Here is a 14,584-nt window from a genome sequence, read left to right as displayed (position 1 = left end):
TCACATGCTGCCAACTACCGCGAGGAGTGATGCTGCCACATAGTCAATCTCATCATCAGTGAGATAAGGATGCATCGGCAGACTGAGCACCGTTCGTGACAGCTCCTCGCTCACCGGCAGGGAGCCGATCCCCCCGCCGAACTGAACATAGGCCGGTTGAAGGTGCATCGGCTTCGGATAGTAGACGTTTGTGGGTACCCCGGCCTCTTTCAGACCTGCCTGGACGAAGTCACGGTTCTCCAACCTGACTGTGTACTGCGCCCACGCGTAACGGTCCTCGCCCGAGGGCATGTGCGGCGTGATGACCTTACCCTTCAGTCGCTCAGAGTAGCTGACCGCCACCCGATGACGCCTCTCCAGCTCGTCCGGAAAAATCGCAAGCTTTGGCTGGAGAATCGCAGCTTGCAAGGTGTCTAGCCGGCTGTTCACGCCAAGCCGGATCACGTCGTACTTGTCCTCGCCCTTTCCATGCAGGCAAATCGAACGAATCACACCGGCCAGATTGGCATCGTCCGTAAAGATCGCTCCGCCATCGCCGTAGCACCCGAGCGGCTTCACGGGAAAGAAGCTGGTGGTCGTGATGTCGGCGAGATTGGAGCCGACACGGCGCCCATCTTGGGTCGCGCCGAACCCCTGCGCTGCATCGGAAATCAGAGTCAGATCATGCTTGCTCGCCAATGCCCGCGCGCGAGCGTAATCTACAGGCTGGCCGAACAGATCGACCGTCATCAGCACTGCTGGACGCAAGCCACCTTCCGCTCGAACACGGGTGATCGCCGCATCGGCATCGTCGAAATCGATGTTGAACGTATCGGGATCTGAGTCGACGAATATCGGCCGAGCCCCCAACAGAAGGATGACTTCGGCGGTTGCGGTGTAGGTGAAGCTCGGCACGAATACCGCATTCCCCGGCCCGATGTTCAGTGCCATCAAGGCAAGCTGCAACGCATCAGTCCCATTGGCGCAGGAAACGCAGTGAGCGGCGCCCGCAAAGTCGGCCAGCAGACCCTCGAGTTCCGTGACCTCCGGTCCTTGGATGTAGCGGCCATGCGCGAGGACGCGCGCGATGCCTGCAGTCAGTTCAGCGCGAATCCGCTCCTGCTGCGCGGCCAGGTCTGAGAACAACACCAATTCTACACAGCCTCTCGAGTAATCTGTCCGCCCGACAGGCGATACCGCTCACCGGTGTGTTGACAGAGAGCTTCAGCCGTACCATCCAGCGGCAGATTGAGCCTTTCGCCAGAAGCACTCATCCATCCGACGTGCCTTGCCGGCACGCCGACCATAAGCGCGAAGTCAGGAACATCGGCGTTGACCACCGCGCCGGCACCGATGAAGGCGAACGCTCCGACGGTGACCCCGCAAACGATCGTGCAGTTGGCCCCCAGCGTCGCCCCCGTACGCACCAGGGTGTTTCGGAACTCGTCCTTACGATCCACAAGTGCGCGCGGGTTGTACACGTTGGTGAAAACCATCGAAGGACCACAGAAAACGCCGCTCTCAAGCGTCACGTTGTCGTACACCGAAACGTTGTTCTGGACTTTGCAGAGGTCGCCGATGATCGCGCGATTGCCCACGAACACGTTCTGACCGAGCGAAACGCCCCGCCCGATCCGAGCTCCGGCACAAATGTGCGCGAAATGCCACACGCGACTCTCTTCCCCGATTTCCGCCCCCTCATCGATGATGGCGCTCGGATGTGCGAAATAGCTCATAGGGATGCACGCGAAACGAACGGATGCCGCTCACCATGCTCGACCGCCGCCGCGTCGCGGATACGGCATACCGTCTCGATCGCGGTCCGGTTCTCCTCCAGCCCGAAGCCTCGGCCTGCGATAATTTCCTGATAGCTTACGGTGTGGAGGTCCGTGAACCCGCCGGAAAACTCAATCTCGCTCCCGTCGCAAGTGATAGAACGATAGGTCCGCTGCCCCGCTTCCCGAGCATCATGCGGAACGTCGTTCACGTCGATCGACAAGAACCACCGCACACGGGCGCGCGTGTACTCGAGGTATCCCGCCGCCTTCGTAGGCGCGTTCAGGTGAACCACATTTTCCTGTAGCTCACCAAACAGGAAATGGAGCATGTCGAAGAAGTGCACTCCGATGTTGGTGGCGATCCCACCTGACTGATCCGTGCGGGCCTTCCAGCTCCGCAAGTACCAGTCGCCGCGCGAAGTGATATAGGTAAGGGTTACGTCGTGCTTCGTGCTGTTCGCGCCGACTTGCTGGCGAAGCGCGATGATGCTGGGATGGAGTCGCAGCTGGAGGATCGTATTGACCCGCCGGCCGGTCTGAGCCTCTACTTCGGCGAGGCCATCGATATCTTCGTGATGAAGGACCAGGGGCTTCTCGCAAATGGCATCAGCGCCGGCACGGAGGGCAAAGCGCATGTGCGCATCATGCAGATAGTTGGGAGACGCAATCGATACGTAATCGATAGATCTGCCTGCCCGCCGCTCCACATCGACATGCGCATCGAATTGCTCAAATTCGGTGAAGAAGCGTGCGTCGGGGAAATGGCTGTCCAGGATGCCGACCGAGTCATTGACGTCCATGGCGACCACCAGCTCGTTGCCAGTCTCGCGGATCGCCTTCATGTGCCGGGGCGCGATGTATCCGGCCGCACCGGTCAGGGCAAAACGCATAGCATCAACGTCCTTCATTCAAGCGCGCACGACGGCAGGGTAGAAATCACGGAAAGCGCCGCGACTGTCGACAATCAGCCGAGCATTCTGGTGGATCATGGCGTAATCGAACTTCGTGTGATCGGTAGTCAAGACGACCGCGTCGTACCCTCGCAAGGTTTCCGGCGTAAGATCGACAGAAGACAGGTCGAACGTGTGCTCGCGCATCTTTGGAAATTTCGGGACATGCGGGTCCGAATAGCTGACGATGCCGCCACCGTCCCGGACGACTTCCATTAATTCGACGGACGGAGATTCCCGCATGTCATCCACGTTCTTCTTGTACGCGATTCCCAAGATCAGAATCTTGGAGCCCTTGAGTGCCTTGCCCTGATCGTTGAGCGCCGAGACCAGTTTGTCGAACACAAAGCGCGGCATGGCGCGATTGATTTCGCCCGCCAGTTCGATGAAGCGAGTGTTGACGCCGTACTCGCGGGCCTTCCACGTCAGGTAGAACGGATCGATAGGGATGCAATGCCCCCCAAGCCCAGGGCCAGGGTAATAGGCCGTAAAGCCGAACGGCTTGGTGGCAGCGGCATCGATCACCTCGAAGATGTCCACGCCCATCTTGTCTGCAACGATCTTCATCTCGTTGACCAGGCCGATGTTGACCGCGCGATGGATATTCTCCAGCAGCTTGGTCATTTCGGCTGCCTTGGTTGAGCTCACCGGCACTACATGGTCGATCGCAGGCGAATAGAGCGCGACGCCTGCCTCGAGACAGGCGGGCGTGTGCCCGCCAACCACCTTGGGGATGGAACTGGTGGTAAACTTCTCATTGCCGGGATCCTCGCGCTCCGGCGAGTACACCGCGAAGATCGTCTCCCCAACAACCAGGCCGCCAGCAGTGATCCGCGGCACCACCTCTTCGTCGGTGGTGCCCGGATAGGTTGTGCTTTCGAGTGAAACCACCTGGCCGCGCCGCAGATACGGTGCGATGGCGTCACAAGTGTTGATGACGAAGCTCAGGTCGGGTTCGCGATATTTGTTGAGCGGCGTCGGCACACACAGGATTACCGCATCCACTTCGCCGATCCGAGAGAAGTCGTCAGTCACCGACATCCCTGATTCGATAGCGGCCGCCACTTCCGTGTCGTCGACATGCTGGATGCTCGACCGACCACCATTTAGCTCGCTGACCTTCTGGCAATCGATGTCGAACCCGAGAACCGTGAACCCGACTTGCGAGAATCGAAGCGCAAGCGGCTGGCCGACATAGCCCATGCCGACGATACCGATTACCGCCTTCCGCGCAGCCAGGCGCGCTAGAAGTTCCTGGCAAGCTGCGCCATTTTCCATCCGTAAGAAGCTCCTTCAACACCCAACCGCCAAATCGATGCTCAAACCTGTAGACTGACGCCTCGACTGTCCCGCATTCCGGTCCTCGATCGGCTCAGGCCGGCGAGATTGATCGCCTCCCACTGGGCTCGCACCATCACTCAATCTGCTAGGCTCAGACGTTGCAAGCTCATCGGGGTTAGTGAAAAACTGATCGTGCGTGGGCGCTTAGTCGCTCTACGAAGCCTTCGCAATACCGTGGAGGCGAAGGTAAGTCAGACGGATTCGATAGGCCGGAATCCACCTGCGGCACGGCGGCAGCGCAGTCGCTGTGAGGACACTGGTGTTCAGCGATCGCGCTTGCCCAGCAGCTGGCTTCAGCGCAGACCGGAGCACGGACCTGTTGCCAGCGATGACAGCAGAACTTACCCTTGGGCGATGGCGATCAGGGCAGCCGGTCGTGGATCTGGTCCGTCGACCTTCTATAGGGCGGCTGGCGGTAGGCTCCCGCGGTTGCTGTCATTGGGAGCAAGAATGGAAATCGTAGAGATCACATCGGGCAACGTCGCTTCCTACTCCGCAGAAGTGGCGAAGATACATGCAGACGCGTATTCCGACGGGCACTTCACATCCACATTCGGCCTTAGGAAACTGGCCGAGTACAACCGCTTGCTCATTGAGAATTCCGACATTTCCCTTGTGGCGGTTGAAGGGAACCGGGTCCTTGGCTTCCTCATTTCAGGGGAAGCTGTCTCACGCGGAGTGAGCCAGTTCATCCGCTCCCATCGCGGATTTTTGGTGACGAGGTTGCTGGCTCACCCGTACTTTCTGCTGGACAAGATCCGGGCGAAACTGAAGTCGGCCTTCGCTCCACCGCCGACGCCTGTCGCCAAATATCGCCTGCTGTCCATTGCCTCGGCGCCTTCCGCGCAGAGTCGGGGGGTGGGCGCCAAACTGCTCGCCGCTCTCGAGGGACGGCTCCGGCAAAGAGGTATCGCAAACTACGGACTCTCGGTCCGCGCCGCGAACACTCGGGCCGTTACCTTTTACCAGTCGAATGGCTTCGTATGTGAAAAGGAAGACTCCGGCTCGCTCTATTTCAGGAAGTCACTGGGTTACTCGTCGTCGAACAATCGTGATAATCGTGCGGGCAATGAGCTTCAGATCCAATAACATGGATGCCTCTGCGACGTACCGTTCGTAAAGCCGGTATTTCTTCGGCATTATTTCATGCACGTATGCCTTTTCCGGATCGGCTGATCGCGCTAGGATTTCTCCTTCATTGCAGAACTCTATCGCGGCGAAGTCGGTTAGTCCGGGCCGCACGGACAACATCACTGCTTGCTGCTCCGGTGTATAGAGAGCCACATAACGCGGAACTTCCGGGCGGGGCCCGACCAGAGACATCTCGCCTTTGAGAACATTCAGGAGCTGTGGCAATTCATCGAGCTTCGTTCTTCGCAGGACATGTCCGACGCAGGTGATTCGCGGATCCGACCCAACGGTAATTTGCCTATGCTCGCCGGGTCCCGCGGCTCGCATCGTGCGGAGCTTGATCAGGCGGAAGCGGCGCCCATGAAGGCCGACCCGCTCCTGGAAGAAGAAGGAAGGTCCGGCACTTTCTAAGCGGATCACGATGGCGGTCGCGATCAGAAGAGGGCACAGGACGATCAGCCCAGCCAGGCTGACAGCGAAGTCGAACACCCGCTTGGAAGTCACGGGTCAGCCCAGCAGGTCGCGAATTACCGATACCACCTCATCGGCTTCGTCGATCCGCATGTCGGAAAAGATCGGTAGCGAGAGGCAGCGCCGAAAGTAGTCGGTAGCCACAGGGAATCGGTCGTCGCTCAGGCCATAACGTTCGCGCCAGTAGCTCATACGGTGCAATGGCGTGTAGTGGACAGAGTAACCGATCTGGGCCGCAGCAAGCGCAGCTTCGAGATCGGACCGTTTTGTCGGTGTATCCGCAGTCAAGCGTACCGGGTAGAGATGCCACGCATGCTTATCACCAGCCGGAGCTCCCGGCGGAAGTTCCAGCGGAAGGCTCGACAGCTTCTCATGATACCTGGCGGCGATCGCCGCCCGCCGCTCCCGCATTGCCTCTGCGCGAGCAAGTTGGCGCCGGCCAAGAGCAGCGGCGATATCGGGCAGATTGTATTTGAAGCCCGGGGCGATAATGTCGTAATTCCAGGTCGAGGAATCGCCCTGGAAGCGACGGAAAGCATCGCGATCGATGCCATGCAGCCTCATGACCCGACAGCGCTGAGCGACAGCTTCGTCGCTGGTCACGATCATGCCGCCTTCGCCCGTCGTGATTGTCTTGTTGGCGTAGAAGCTGAAAACCGTCGCGAAGCTTCCGTGCTTGCCTATGGCCGAGCCGGCGGCGGATGCAGGAAAGCTGTGAGCGGCGTCTTCGATGATCACAATATTGTACTCGGAGGCGATCGCCTGAAGTGCACCAATTTCCGCACCCAAGCCTCCGAAGTGAACGGGGAGGATCGCTTTAGTTCGATGCGTCAGGAGCCGCCTGACGCAGCCCGGGTCTATGCAAAGAGTGTCCGGCAGCACGTCGGCGAATACCACCTCCGCGCCAAGGTAACGCACAACCTCCGCGGTGGCCGTAAATGTCAGGTCTGGCACGATCACCTCGTCACCCGGACCTACCCCCGCCGCCTCAAGTGCCAGATGCATCCCGGACGTGTTCGAGTTGACGGCAATCGCGTGCACACCGCCCCCCAGTGCTTCGGCGAATTCGCGTTCGAGAGCTGCGCATTCGGCTCCGGATGTTAGCCAGCCCGACCGCAGCACACCGACGACCGCCTCGATCTCGGCTTCCTCCAGTTTCAACCGAAAATAAGGCACTGGCATTGGTAAGTTCTCCTCACTCGGGCGTGATCCGGGCCGTGAGCACCGTACGGCCCCATTGGCAGGCGCTGCTCGATCAAACGGTCCAAAGCAGCCGCCTTCTTGGCACGCGCGAAAATCCGCGCGTGCTGTCGTGCCGTCCGGTCTCATACATGCTGACATGTCGTAGGCTACTGCAACCACGCGGACCGTGCAGCTCTGGCATGCGCTCGATGAAGCCTCGTTCCTATCTCTCAGCGGTTTCTGCGGCCATTTCGCTAAGGAGAATACCAGCGCTCAGAGGACAGCTCTCCGTGCGATCAACGCGGTAGGTCCACGTACCGCCACGCTGTTCGTAACTGCATTCTCGCCCTGCGTTGCCAATTTTGCTTGCGACCAATCGCGCGGTCGGGGGAGCCTGGCGATTCATAGCCGCCGACGGCGGATAGGCGGAGCAGGCATCGCCCAACCCAACTACTCGGGTGCGAGTGGCGCTGCTAACCGGGTCAGCACGATACACGCACAAGCGCTGTAAGCCCTCCGTCCGCTCCAAAATCAGTTGCGCCTTCGCATCGGTAGCCATCGACAATGCTACGGCGGCAATGGCGATCAACGGGGCGGTTCTCATCGCATTCGACTACTCGTTGGTATCGCAGTTGTCACTTGTCGCTGCACACGGTCAAATACAGCCTCACACCTGAAAAGCTGGTGCACCCGACAGGATTCGAACCTGTGGCCTCTGCCTTCGGAGGGCAGCGCTCTATCCAGCTGAGCTACGGGTGCGGGCTGCGCAGGCGGTTAGCAACGCGCGCGCGCCGCGCCAAGCGTTATTCGGCGCGGGCGCGGCGGGGAAGGCTCAATCGCGCGAAGGAAGCTGCGACAGGACCGAGCCGTCGGGGCGCTTCACGGTGACGTTGAAGCCGCCCTTCCGCCCATCACGCAGCTTGTAGTAGGTCAGGTCCACCTTCTCGCCCGGAGCCAGCGAGCGCTTCGACCAACCGGCGCGCGAAAGGTGGTTTGGGCTCATCCCTTCGAACGCCCAGCGGTTGCCGGCCGTGTCGCGCACGTAGAGGAAGGTGTGCGGGTTGGTCCAGACCCACCGCTCGACGGTAACGCCCTTCAACTCGCTGGACGTTCCCCATTCGAACATCGCGGTCGAGTGATGGGCCAGCGCCGGGACGGCAAGGCCGGCCCCTCCCGCAAGCATCGCGCCGGCAGCAAGTGCAAGAATGGTCGATTTCTTCAGCATTCTTCTCTCCCCGGCCCAGTCGCAAATCGTGCGCCAAGGCCTTCTCGGCATATTTCCTGCAAACGCGGACACAATCAACCCGCTGCTTGACTTGGCGCGCGGCTGGACCGCAATCTCCGGGGCAGAAAAGACAAACAGGCGGAGGGATGGATGCAGGGTTGGGCAATCTGGGCGCGCGCCGCGGCGGGCGCTGCCGCACTGGCTATGAGCGGCGGAGCATCCGCGCAGGATGCCGCGATCCCGCGGGCGGACGGCTATGCCGAGATCGAGCGCTTGCCCGACTTCACCGGCGTGTGGAACCCCGACTGGTCGCTGCTGTTCGGGGACAGCGGGCGCCGGCCGACGGAACCGAAGCTGACCCCGCCCGCGCAGGACAAGTTCAACGCGTTCCGCGCCAAGCAGGCGGAGGAAGGGGTCGACCAGTCGAAGCAAGTCGAGTGCGTTCCGCCGGGAATGCCCGGGATCATGCGCCAGCCTTACCCGATCGAGTTCCTCTTCACGCCCGGCCGCGTGACGATCTTCGCCGAGACCTACAGCCAGGCGCGCCGCATCTACACCGACGGCCGGCCGCTGCCGAGCGATCCCGATCTGCTGTTCAACGGCTCGTCGGTGGCCCGCTGGGATGGCGACACGCTGCTGGTCGACACGGTCGGCTTCAGCCCGGTGACGGAGATCGCACCGGGCATCCCGCACAGCGACAAGATGACGATCCGCGAGCGCATCTGGCTCGACACGCCGGACATCCTGCGGATCGAAACGACGATCACCGATCCCGAAGTCCTCGCGGAGCCCCTGGTCCAGCAACTCGCCTTCCGCCGGCAGGCCGACTGGGAGATTCGCGAATATGTCTGCCAGGAGAACAACCGGCTTGTCTCCGCGGAAGGTGGGGCCAACGTCGACCTCGGCCTGGATGACGAAGACGATCCCTTCGGACCTCCTCCGGGGGAGTGAGCGGCTGACGGCCGATCGCTCGGCCCTTGACCAGGTTCACTGTCTGTTCCAACGGTGGGCATGACCGATTCTCCCGCTCTTGCCGAAGTCTTCGACCGCCGCGCCCAAGCCGTGGCCCGCGGCATCTGCCGTCTGTTCGCCCGCAATGAGATCTGGGCGCTGGCTGAAATGCCGCTGCGCAACGGTCGCCGCGCCGACCTGATGGGAGTCGATTCGAAAGGCCGGGTGGTGATCGTGGAGATCAAGACCGCGCGCAGCGACCTGCTCGGCGATTCGAAATGGCCGGACTATCTCGACTTCTGCGACCGCTTCTACTGGGGCTTGCCGCCGGAGCTCGACCGCGCTTGCCTCGACGGGCTCGACTTTCGGCCGGACTGCTGCGGGGTGATCGTGGCCGACGAGTACGATGCGGAGATCGTCCGCCCGGCGCCGAGCCACCCGCTCGCCGCGGCGCGACGCCGGGTGGAGGTCGAACGGCTGGCCCGAACGGCTCTGCGCCGCCTGGTCACCGCGGCCGATCCGGAGTGCAGCGGCTGGGGCCGCGCTGCCGGCTGAGACTTGCAATCGGCGGCTACACGGCGCTCCATGCCGCTGCCGAATCCGGGCAGCGCATTTAACGGTTAATTTACCACGGGCGGGCAGAGTTCTCCCGAATCTAGGAACCGGGGGCATTCTTGCCATGGACACGCTGAGAGGCACTTTCGACAGGCAGGAAGCACCGCTCGGCGACGAGACGGTAGAGGACGACGGCGGCCGCGAATCGCCGCCCGCGGCGATCGGGCAGGACGAGCGCCGCATGCAAGTGCGCGCCTACAATCACTGGGCGGGCTTGCTAGAAGGCCGCAATTTCCCCGCAATCGACGGCTTCGATCCCGACCAGCTGCCCGACTTCGGGCCCTACTCGGTGCTGCTCGACTTCACATCGGGCATCGACAATCCGGGCGTCCCCTACCTCGGCGCCAAGCTGGCCGTGGAATGCGACATCGGGAACGTCGACCTGCGGACCCTGGCCGACGTGCCCACGCGCTCGCTCCTGAGCCGCATTACCGACCATTACATGCAGATCCTGGCCAACCAGGCGCCAATCGGCTTCGAAGCGGAGTTCATCAACCAGCGCGGCACCACGATCCTCTATCGGGGCATCCTGCTGCCGTTCTCCAGCGACGACGAGACGATCGATTTCATCTTCGGCGTGATCAACTGGAAGGAACTGGCCGACCAGCACACGTCCGACGAGCTGCTGCTGCAGGTCGACCAGGCGCTGGAGCAAAAGCCGGAACCTGCACCGAAGCGGGGAGACGATCTCCCGATGACCGACTGGGCGGACGGCCCTGGTGCGGGCACCACGGAGCATCTCACGGTAGACCAAGCGGACGAGTACGACTTCGAAGAGGAGGAGGAAGCCGACGGCCTCCCGCGCCCTTCGTTCGGTTCGTTGATGTCCATCGGCAGGCGCGCCAAGCCGGCGAGCACTCCGGTCTTCGCCGAAGAGAGCGACGACGATGAGGCCCATGGCGGCGTGGGGTACGATCCCGTCGGCGCAATGCTCGATCTCGCCGGCTTCCGCGAAGCCTCTACCGAACCGGAGGCAACGGGCCCGGCACTGTCCGAGCTCGACCCGGCGGCAATGGAGCTGGGCGACTGGCTCGCCTCGGCGCGGGAACTGGCGGACGCCGCACTGACGTGCGAGGACCGTACCCGCAGCACGCTCTACGAAGCGATCGGCCGGGCCTACGATTTCTCGCTCGCCGCCGCCGAACGGCCGGAGGACTTCGCCGAGCTGCTGGCCGATGCCGGTCTTTCGGTGCAGGCGCGCGCGCCGATGACGCCGGTGGTGAAGCTGGTTTTCGGCGCGAACTACGACAAGACCCGCATCACCGAATACGCCGCGGCGCTGGCCCACGCCCGCCGGCTGGCGTTGCCGCAGGGCTCGCTCGGAGAGTTCCTGCGCAGCGCGCCGGGTGGGCTGAAGGGCGTGGTGAAGGCCGAACGCGCACTGCGGCGCGAGGAAAGCGGCAAGGCGGCAGGTCAGGCGCAGAACGCGCGCGAAGTCCTCGCCGCCAAGCTGCGCGAAATGCCGGCGATCGCCATCGACGAAGTCGAGCCTTACGGCAGCGAGTTCGCGCTCATGATGATCCGCCGCGATCAGGGCGGCGAGATCGCGATCCTGGGTGAGGTGCCGGAAGACCCCGCCCTGCTGGAAAGAGCCGCGAAGAAGCTGGCCAGCTAGGCCCGCCGATCCGCGATCACACTTGCTGGGCAAGCTGCCGCTCCCGGTGTAGCGAGGCGGCATGGAACGTCTGCTGCTTGGCCCGCCGGTGCGCATCCAACCCTATTTCGGTTATCGCAGCCGCCATCGGCTGGTGATCGGCGCCCGCGCGCTGCGCGCGACCAAGCCCGGCTTCGAGAAAGGCGGGCGCTGGCAGGCGACCCGCACGATGCTGACGCAGTTCGCCTCGCGGGAGGCGATGGACGTGCTGGTCACGCTGGAAGTCAGCGGGCCTGACGGACTGCTCCTACGCCACGAGCAACACACCGACGCCGAAGGCTACGTCCGCTTCGACCTTCCCCTCGACCCCGGATGGGACCTTCCGCCAGAGCCCGCTTGGGAAGTCGTCGCGCTGCGCTGGGCCAACCGGGAGGGGCCGCAGTGCGTCGAAGGCCATGTGCTCGCGCCCGGCAGCAACGCGCGCCTGGCGGTGATCTCCGACATCGACGACACGATCATCGAGACCGGCATCACCGGCGGGTTCCGCGCGATCGCCCGCAACTGGCGCCGCATCCTGGCCGAACTGCCCGAGGATCGCATCGCCGCTCCCGGAGCCGACGCGTTCTACGGCGCGCTGGGAGGCGGACAGCTCCTGCCTGCAGGGGAGCGCCGCCCCGGCATGCGCGTTCCGGCAACGCACCGGCCGTTCTTCTACGTCTCCTCCTCCCCCTGGAACCTGTTCTCCTATCTCGTGGCGTTCATGCGCAGCAAGAACCTGCCGCTCGGCCCGCTGATGCTGCGCGACTGGGGCTTCGACCGGGCGACCCTCGGCTCCTCAAGCCACGGCGCGCACAAGCTCGCCGCGATCGAAGAGGTCCTGACGATGTACCCGGACTTGCGCTTCGCGCTGATCGGCGACGACACCCAGGGCGACCTGCCGGCCTATGCGGAGGCCGTGCGTCACCATCGCGGCCGCGTGGCGGCGGTCTTCATCCGCACTTCCGCGGGGGAGCAGCTGCGGCCGGAGGAAGTCCATGCGCGGGCCGAGATCGAAGCGGCCGGCGTTCCGCTGTGGCTCGGCGAGAGCTACGCCGTCGGCGAGCAGTTTCTCCGCGCCATCGGCTTCACGCCCGGCGGAGAGACGGAACAGATCGTTCAGACCGTGGAGCAGGCGAAAGCATGATCCCTGCAGGACGCGGAGGCGGCGCAAGGCCTTCATCGGCGGTTCAGCCCCTGGCAGGCTACCAAGCAAGCCCATGCGCCTAATCGCCCGCCTGATCGCCTGCCTGGCAGCCGCCGCCTTCGTCGCGCAGCCCGCTTCTGCGCAAAGCATCCTGCGCGATGCGGAGACGGAGGCCCTGCTGCAGGACATGGTCGACCCGCTGGCGGAAGCCGCCGGCTTGCGCCGAGGGGCGGTCGAGGTGGTGCTGGTCAACGATCCCTCGCTCAACGCTTTCGTGGCCGGCGGGCAGCGAATCTACGTCCATTCGGGGCTGATCAATTCGGCCGACGATGCGAACCAGGTGCAGGGCGTTCTGGCGCACGAGCTGGGCCACATCACCGGCGGGCACATCATCCGCTATGGCGAGGGCATCGGGAAGGCGACCAACATCACCATCCTGTCGATGCTCGTAGGGGTCGCCGCGGCGCTCGCCGGTGCGGGCGATGCCGCCATGGGCGTGATGGCGATGGGCCAGCAGGCGGCGCTCGGCTCGTTCCTGTCCTTCACCCGGGCGCAGGAATCGAGCGCCGACGCGGCCGGCGCAAGCTATCTCGCCAAGGCCGGGATTTCCGGGAAAGGAAGCCTGGAGTTCTTCAAGAAACTGCAGAACCTGGAATTCCGCTACGGCTACAGCCAGGACGACGACGCGGCCTATGCCCGGACGCACCCGCTCTCCGGCGACCGGATCGCGACATTGCGCGAGGATTACGTGCGGGATCCCGCTTGGGACAAAGCGCCGGACCCGGATGTCGAGCGGCGTTTCCAGCGGATCAAGGGCAAGCTCTACGGCTACCTGGCCAAGCCGGAGGAGACCTTGCGCCGCTTCCCCGAGCACATGACCGGCGAACCTGCCCGCTACGCGCGCGCCTACGCCTACCACAAGCAGGCGAAGATCGCGGAAGCGCTGAAGGAGACCGACGCGCTGCTGGCAATCGATCCGCAGGACCCCTATTTCCTTGAGCTGAAAGGCCAGGTCCTGCTCGAATCCGGGCGCCCGGACGATGCGCTGGAACACTTGCGCACCGCCACCACCCTCACCGGCAACGACCCGCTGATCGCGGGCACCTTCGGCCACGCGCTGGTCGCGACCGAGGACAAGGCGCACCTCGAGGAAGCCGAGCAGGTGCTGCGCGCGGCTGTCGCCCGCGACCGGGAGAACCCGTTCGCCTGGTACCAGCTCGGCACCGTCTACGCCTCGAAGGGCGACATGCCCCGGGCCCGCCTCGCCAGCGCCGAACAGCAAATCATGAGCGGCCGGCCCGCGGAAGCGCTGCGCAGCGCCGAAGCGGCTGAAGCGGCCCTCCCGCGCGGTACGCCGGACTGGCTCCGCGCCCAGGACATCGCCATGCAGGCGCGCGCGCAGCTTGAACGCGAGAGAGACCGCAAGTAAGCCCTGTCCATGCGCTGGCTGATCACGATCGTGCTTGCCCTCGCCGGCGGTTTCGCCGGTGCTGCGGCGTGGGACTTTACCGGCCTCGGCGGCAGCGCGACGCGGGAATACATCCTGGCCAACCCCGAAGTCCTGCCCGAGGCGATGGAGCGGCTGCAAGCCCAGCAGCGCCTGGCGCGGCTAGAGCCGGTCAGGAACGAGCTGGAACGACCTTTCCCCGGCGCCGTCCTGGGCAACCCGCAAGGGAAGGTGACGCTGATCGAATTCAGCGACTATGCCTGCGGCTACTGCCGCCAGAGCGTCGCCGACGTGCAAAAGTTGATCGCCACCAACCCGGACTTGCGGGTGGTGATCCGCGAATACCCGATCCTCAGCCCGCAGAGCGCCGATGCTGCCCGCATGAGCCTGGCGGCGGCGCAGCAGGGTAAGTACGCCGCCTTCCACGAAGCCATGTTCCGCCTCGGCCCGCCGAGCGCCGAAACCATCGAACAGGCGGCGAAGGAAGCCGGGCTCGACCTGGCGGCGGCTGAGGCGACGATCGCCAGCGGAGCACTCGACTCCTTCCTGCAAACCAACATGGAACTGGCCAACCGCCTGGGCATCAGCGGCACGCCCGGCTGGGTCGTCGGCGACAGGATCATCGACGGGGCGGTCGGCAGCACGGCATTGGGCGAGGCGATCGAGGAGGCGCGGCGATCCTGAAGGCGCTCACTTCCCGGTTCCGGCGCCGGCCGGAAGAAGTCCCCAAGGGGAAT

14 protein-coding genes and 1 tRNA gene are annotated in these 14,584 nt (G+C 63.7%); 7 read left to right on the top strand and 8 right to left on the bottom strand.

Annotated features, from left to right (window positions below; translation table 11 throughout):
* The 4 genes from GRI75_RS01245 to GRI75_RS01230 are packed head-to-tail and all read right to left on the bottom strand — an operon-like array spanning nucleotide 1 to nucleotide 3,985.
* Entirely contained in the window at nucleotides 1–1,128 is a 1,128-nt protein-coding gene (locus GRI75_RS01245; RefSeq protein ID WP_160745115.1) for a DegT/DnrJ/EryC1/StrS family aminotransferase, read from the bottom strand.
* Nucleotides 1,129–1,133: 5 nt separating this feature from the next.
* Nucleotides 1,134–1,715, bottom strand: a complete 582-nt coding sequence (locus GRI75_RS01240; RefSeq protein WP_160745114.1) for an acyltransferase — start codon at nucleotides 1,713–1,715, stop codon at nucleotides 1,134–1,136.
* On the bottom strand, nucleotides 1,712–2,665 hold the full coding sequence (locus GRI75_RS01235; RefSeq protein WP_235911104.1) for a Gfo/Idh/MocA family protein: 954 nt from the start codon (nucleotides 2,663–2,665) through the stop codon (nucleotides 1,712–1,714). The genes GRI75_RS01240 and GRI75_RS01235 overlap by 4 nt, the downstream gene beginning before the upstream one ends.
* Complete coding sequence (locus GRI75_RS01230; RefSeq protein ID WP_160745113.1) at nucleotides 2,666–3,985, bottom strand: nucleotide sugar dehydrogenase; 1,320 nt, start codon at nucleotides 3,983–3,985, stop codon at nucleotides 2,666–2,668.
* A gap of 513 nt (nucleotides 3,986–4,498) precedes the next feature.
* Between GRI75_RS01230 and GRI75_RS01225 the strand changes: the two genes are divergently transcribed.
* A complete protein-coding gene (locus tag GRI75_RS01225; RefSeq protein WP_160745112.1) occupies nucleotides 4,499–5,137 on the top strand; it encodes a GNAT family N-acetyltransferase in 639 nt (212 codons plus the stop codon).
* On the opposite strand, the gene GRI75_RS01220 is transcribed toward GRI75_RS01225, so the two are convergent.
* The 4 genes from GRI75_RS01220 to GRI75_RS01205 all read right to left on the bottom strand — a co-directional run bounded on the left by GRI75_RS01220 (nucleotide 5,072) and on the right by GRI75_RS01205 (nucleotide 8,057).
* On the bottom strand, nucleotides 5,072–5,668 hold the full coding sequence (locus GRI75_RS01220) for a sugar transferase (RefSeq protein ID WP_328597901.1): 597 nt from the start codon (nucleotides 5,666–5,668) through the stop codon (nucleotides 5,072–5,074). The genes GRI75_RS01225 and GRI75_RS01220 overlap by 66 nt on opposite strands.
* An 18-nt stretch (nucleotides 5,669–5,686) precedes the next feature.
* Nucleotides 5,687–6,832: a DegT/DnrJ/EryC1/StrS family aminotransferase gene (locus tag GRI75_RS01215; RefSeq protein WP_160745110.1), complete on the bottom strand. Its 1,146-nt coding sequence runs from the start codon at nucleotides 6,830–6,832 to the stop codon at nucleotides 5,687–5,689.
* 682 nt (nucleotides 6,833–7,514) lie between these two features.
* Nucleotides 7,515–7,591 (bottom strand) — tRNA-Arg (locus tag GRI75_RS01210).
* Between the two features lie 73 nt (nucleotides 7,592–7,664).
* Complete coding sequence (locus GRI75_RS01205) at nucleotides 7,665–8,057, bottom strand: DUF6152 family protein (RefSeq protein WP_160745109.1); 393 nt, start codon at nucleotides 8,055–8,057, stop codon at nucleotides 7,665–7,667.
* Between the two features lie 150 nt (nucleotides 8,058–8,207).
* On the opposite strand from GRI75_RS01205, the gene GRI75_RS01200 reads away from it, so the two are divergent.
* From GRI75_RS01200 to GRI75_RS01175, 6 genes are all read left to right on the top strand, one after another.
* Nucleotides 8,208–9,008 carry a hypothetical protein gene (locus GRI75_RS01200; RefSeq protein ID WP_160745108.1) on the top strand — a complete coding sequence of 267 codons (801 nt, stop codon included), beginning with the start codon at nucleotides 8,208–8,210 and terminating at the stop codon, nucleotides 9,006–9,008.
* A gap of 60 nt (nucleotides 9,009–9,068) precedes the next feature.
* Nucleotides 9,069–9,563: an MmcB family DNA repair protein gene (locus GRI75_RS01195; protein ID WP_160745107.1), complete on the top strand. Its 495-nt coding sequence runs from the start codon at nucleotides 9,069–9,071 to the stop codon at nucleotides 9,561–9,563.
* 124 nt (nucleotides 9,564–9,687) lie between these two features.
* Nucleotides 9,688–11,238, top strand: a complete 1,551-nt coding sequence (locus GRI75_RS01190) for a PAS domain-containing protein (RefSeq protein WP_160745106.1) — start codon at nucleotides 9,688–9,690, stop codon at nucleotides 11,236–11,238.
* Between the two features lie 61 nt (nucleotides 11,239–11,299).
* Nucleotides 11,300–12,400, top strand: coding sequence for an App1 family protein (locus tag GRI75_RS01185; RefSeq protein WP_160745105.1), 1,101 nt, complete (start codon nucleotides 11,300–11,302; stop codon nucleotides 12,398–12,400).
* 73 nt (nucleotides 12,401–12,473) lie between these two features.
* Complete coding sequence (locus GRI75_RS01180; RefSeq protein WP_160745104.1) at nucleotides 12,474–13,829, top strand: M48 family metalloprotease; 1,356 nt, start codon at nucleotides 12,474–12,476, stop codon at nucleotides 13,827–13,829.
* Nucleotides 13,830–13,838: 9 nt separating this feature from the next.
* Complete coding sequence (locus GRI75_RS01175; protein ID WP_160745103.1) at nucleotides 13,839–14,531, top strand: DsbA family protein; 693 nt, start codon at nucleotides 13,839–13,841, stop codon at nucleotides 14,529–14,531.
* Nucleotides 14,532–14,584: the final 53 nt, after the last annotated feature.

Source organism: Croceibacterium soli (genome assembly GCF_009828065.1).
Taxonomy (GTDB): Bacteria; Pseudomonadota; Alphaproteobacteria; order Sphingomonadales; family Sphingomonadaceae; genus Croceibacterium_B; species Croceibacterium_B soli.
The sequence above is the reverse complement of the archived record's forward strand: the minus strand, read 5'-3'. Positions and strand labels throughout refer to the sequence as shown.

Excerpts from the sequence above, each read along its gene's own strand:
- GRI75_RS01240 (WP_160745114.1), bottom strand. The coding sequence starts at position 1,715 with ATGAGCTATTTCGCACATCCGAGCGCCATCATCGATGAGGGGGCGGAA.
- GRI75_RS01235 (WP_235911104.1), bottom strand. The coding sequence starts at position 2,665 with ATGAAGGACGTTGATGCTATGCGTTTTGCCCTGACCGGTGCGGCCGGA.
- GRI75_RS01230 (WP_160745113.1), bottom strand. The coding sequence starts at position 3,985 with ATGGAAAATGGCGCAGCTTGCCAGGAACTTCTAGCGCGCCTGGCTGCG.
- GRI75_RS01225 (WP_160745112.1), top strand. The coding sequence starts at position 4,499 with ATGGAAATCGTAGAGATCACATCGGGCAACGTCGCTTCCTACTCCGCA.
- GRI75_RS01215 (WP_160745110.1), bottom strand. The coding sequence starts at position 6,832 with ATGCCAGTGCCTTATTTTCGGTTGAAACTGGAGGAAGCCGAGATCGAG.
- GRI75_RS01205 (WP_160745109.1), bottom strand. The coding sequence starts at position 8,057 with ATGCTGAAGAAATCGACCATTCTTGCACTTGCTGCCGGCGCGATGCTT.
- GRI75_RS01200 (WP_160745108.1), top strand. The coding sequence starts at position 8,208 with ATGCAGGGTTGGGCAATCTGGGCGCGCGCCGCGGCGGGCGCTGCCGCA.
- GRI75_RS01195 (WP_160745107.1), top strand. The coding sequence starts at position 9,069 with ATGACCGATTCTCCCGCTCTTGCCGAAGTCTTCGACCGCCGCGCCCAA.
- GRI75_RS01190 (WP_160745106.1), top strand. The coding sequence starts at position 9,688 with ATGGACACGCTGAGAGGCACTTTCGACAGGCAGGAAGCACCGCTCGGC.
- GRI75_RS01185 (WP_160745105.1), top strand. The coding sequence starts at position 11,300 with ATGGAACGTCTGCTGCTTGGCCCGCCGGTGCGCATCCAACCCTATTTC.
- GRI75_RS01180 (WP_160745104.1), top strand. The coding sequence starts at position 12,474 with ATGCGCCTAATCGCCCGCCTGATCGCCTGCCTGGCAGCCGCCGCCTTC.
- GRI75_RS01175 (WP_160745103.1), top strand. The coding sequence starts at position 13,839 with ATGCGCTGGCTGATCACGATCGTGCTTGCCCTCGCCGGCGGTTTCGCC.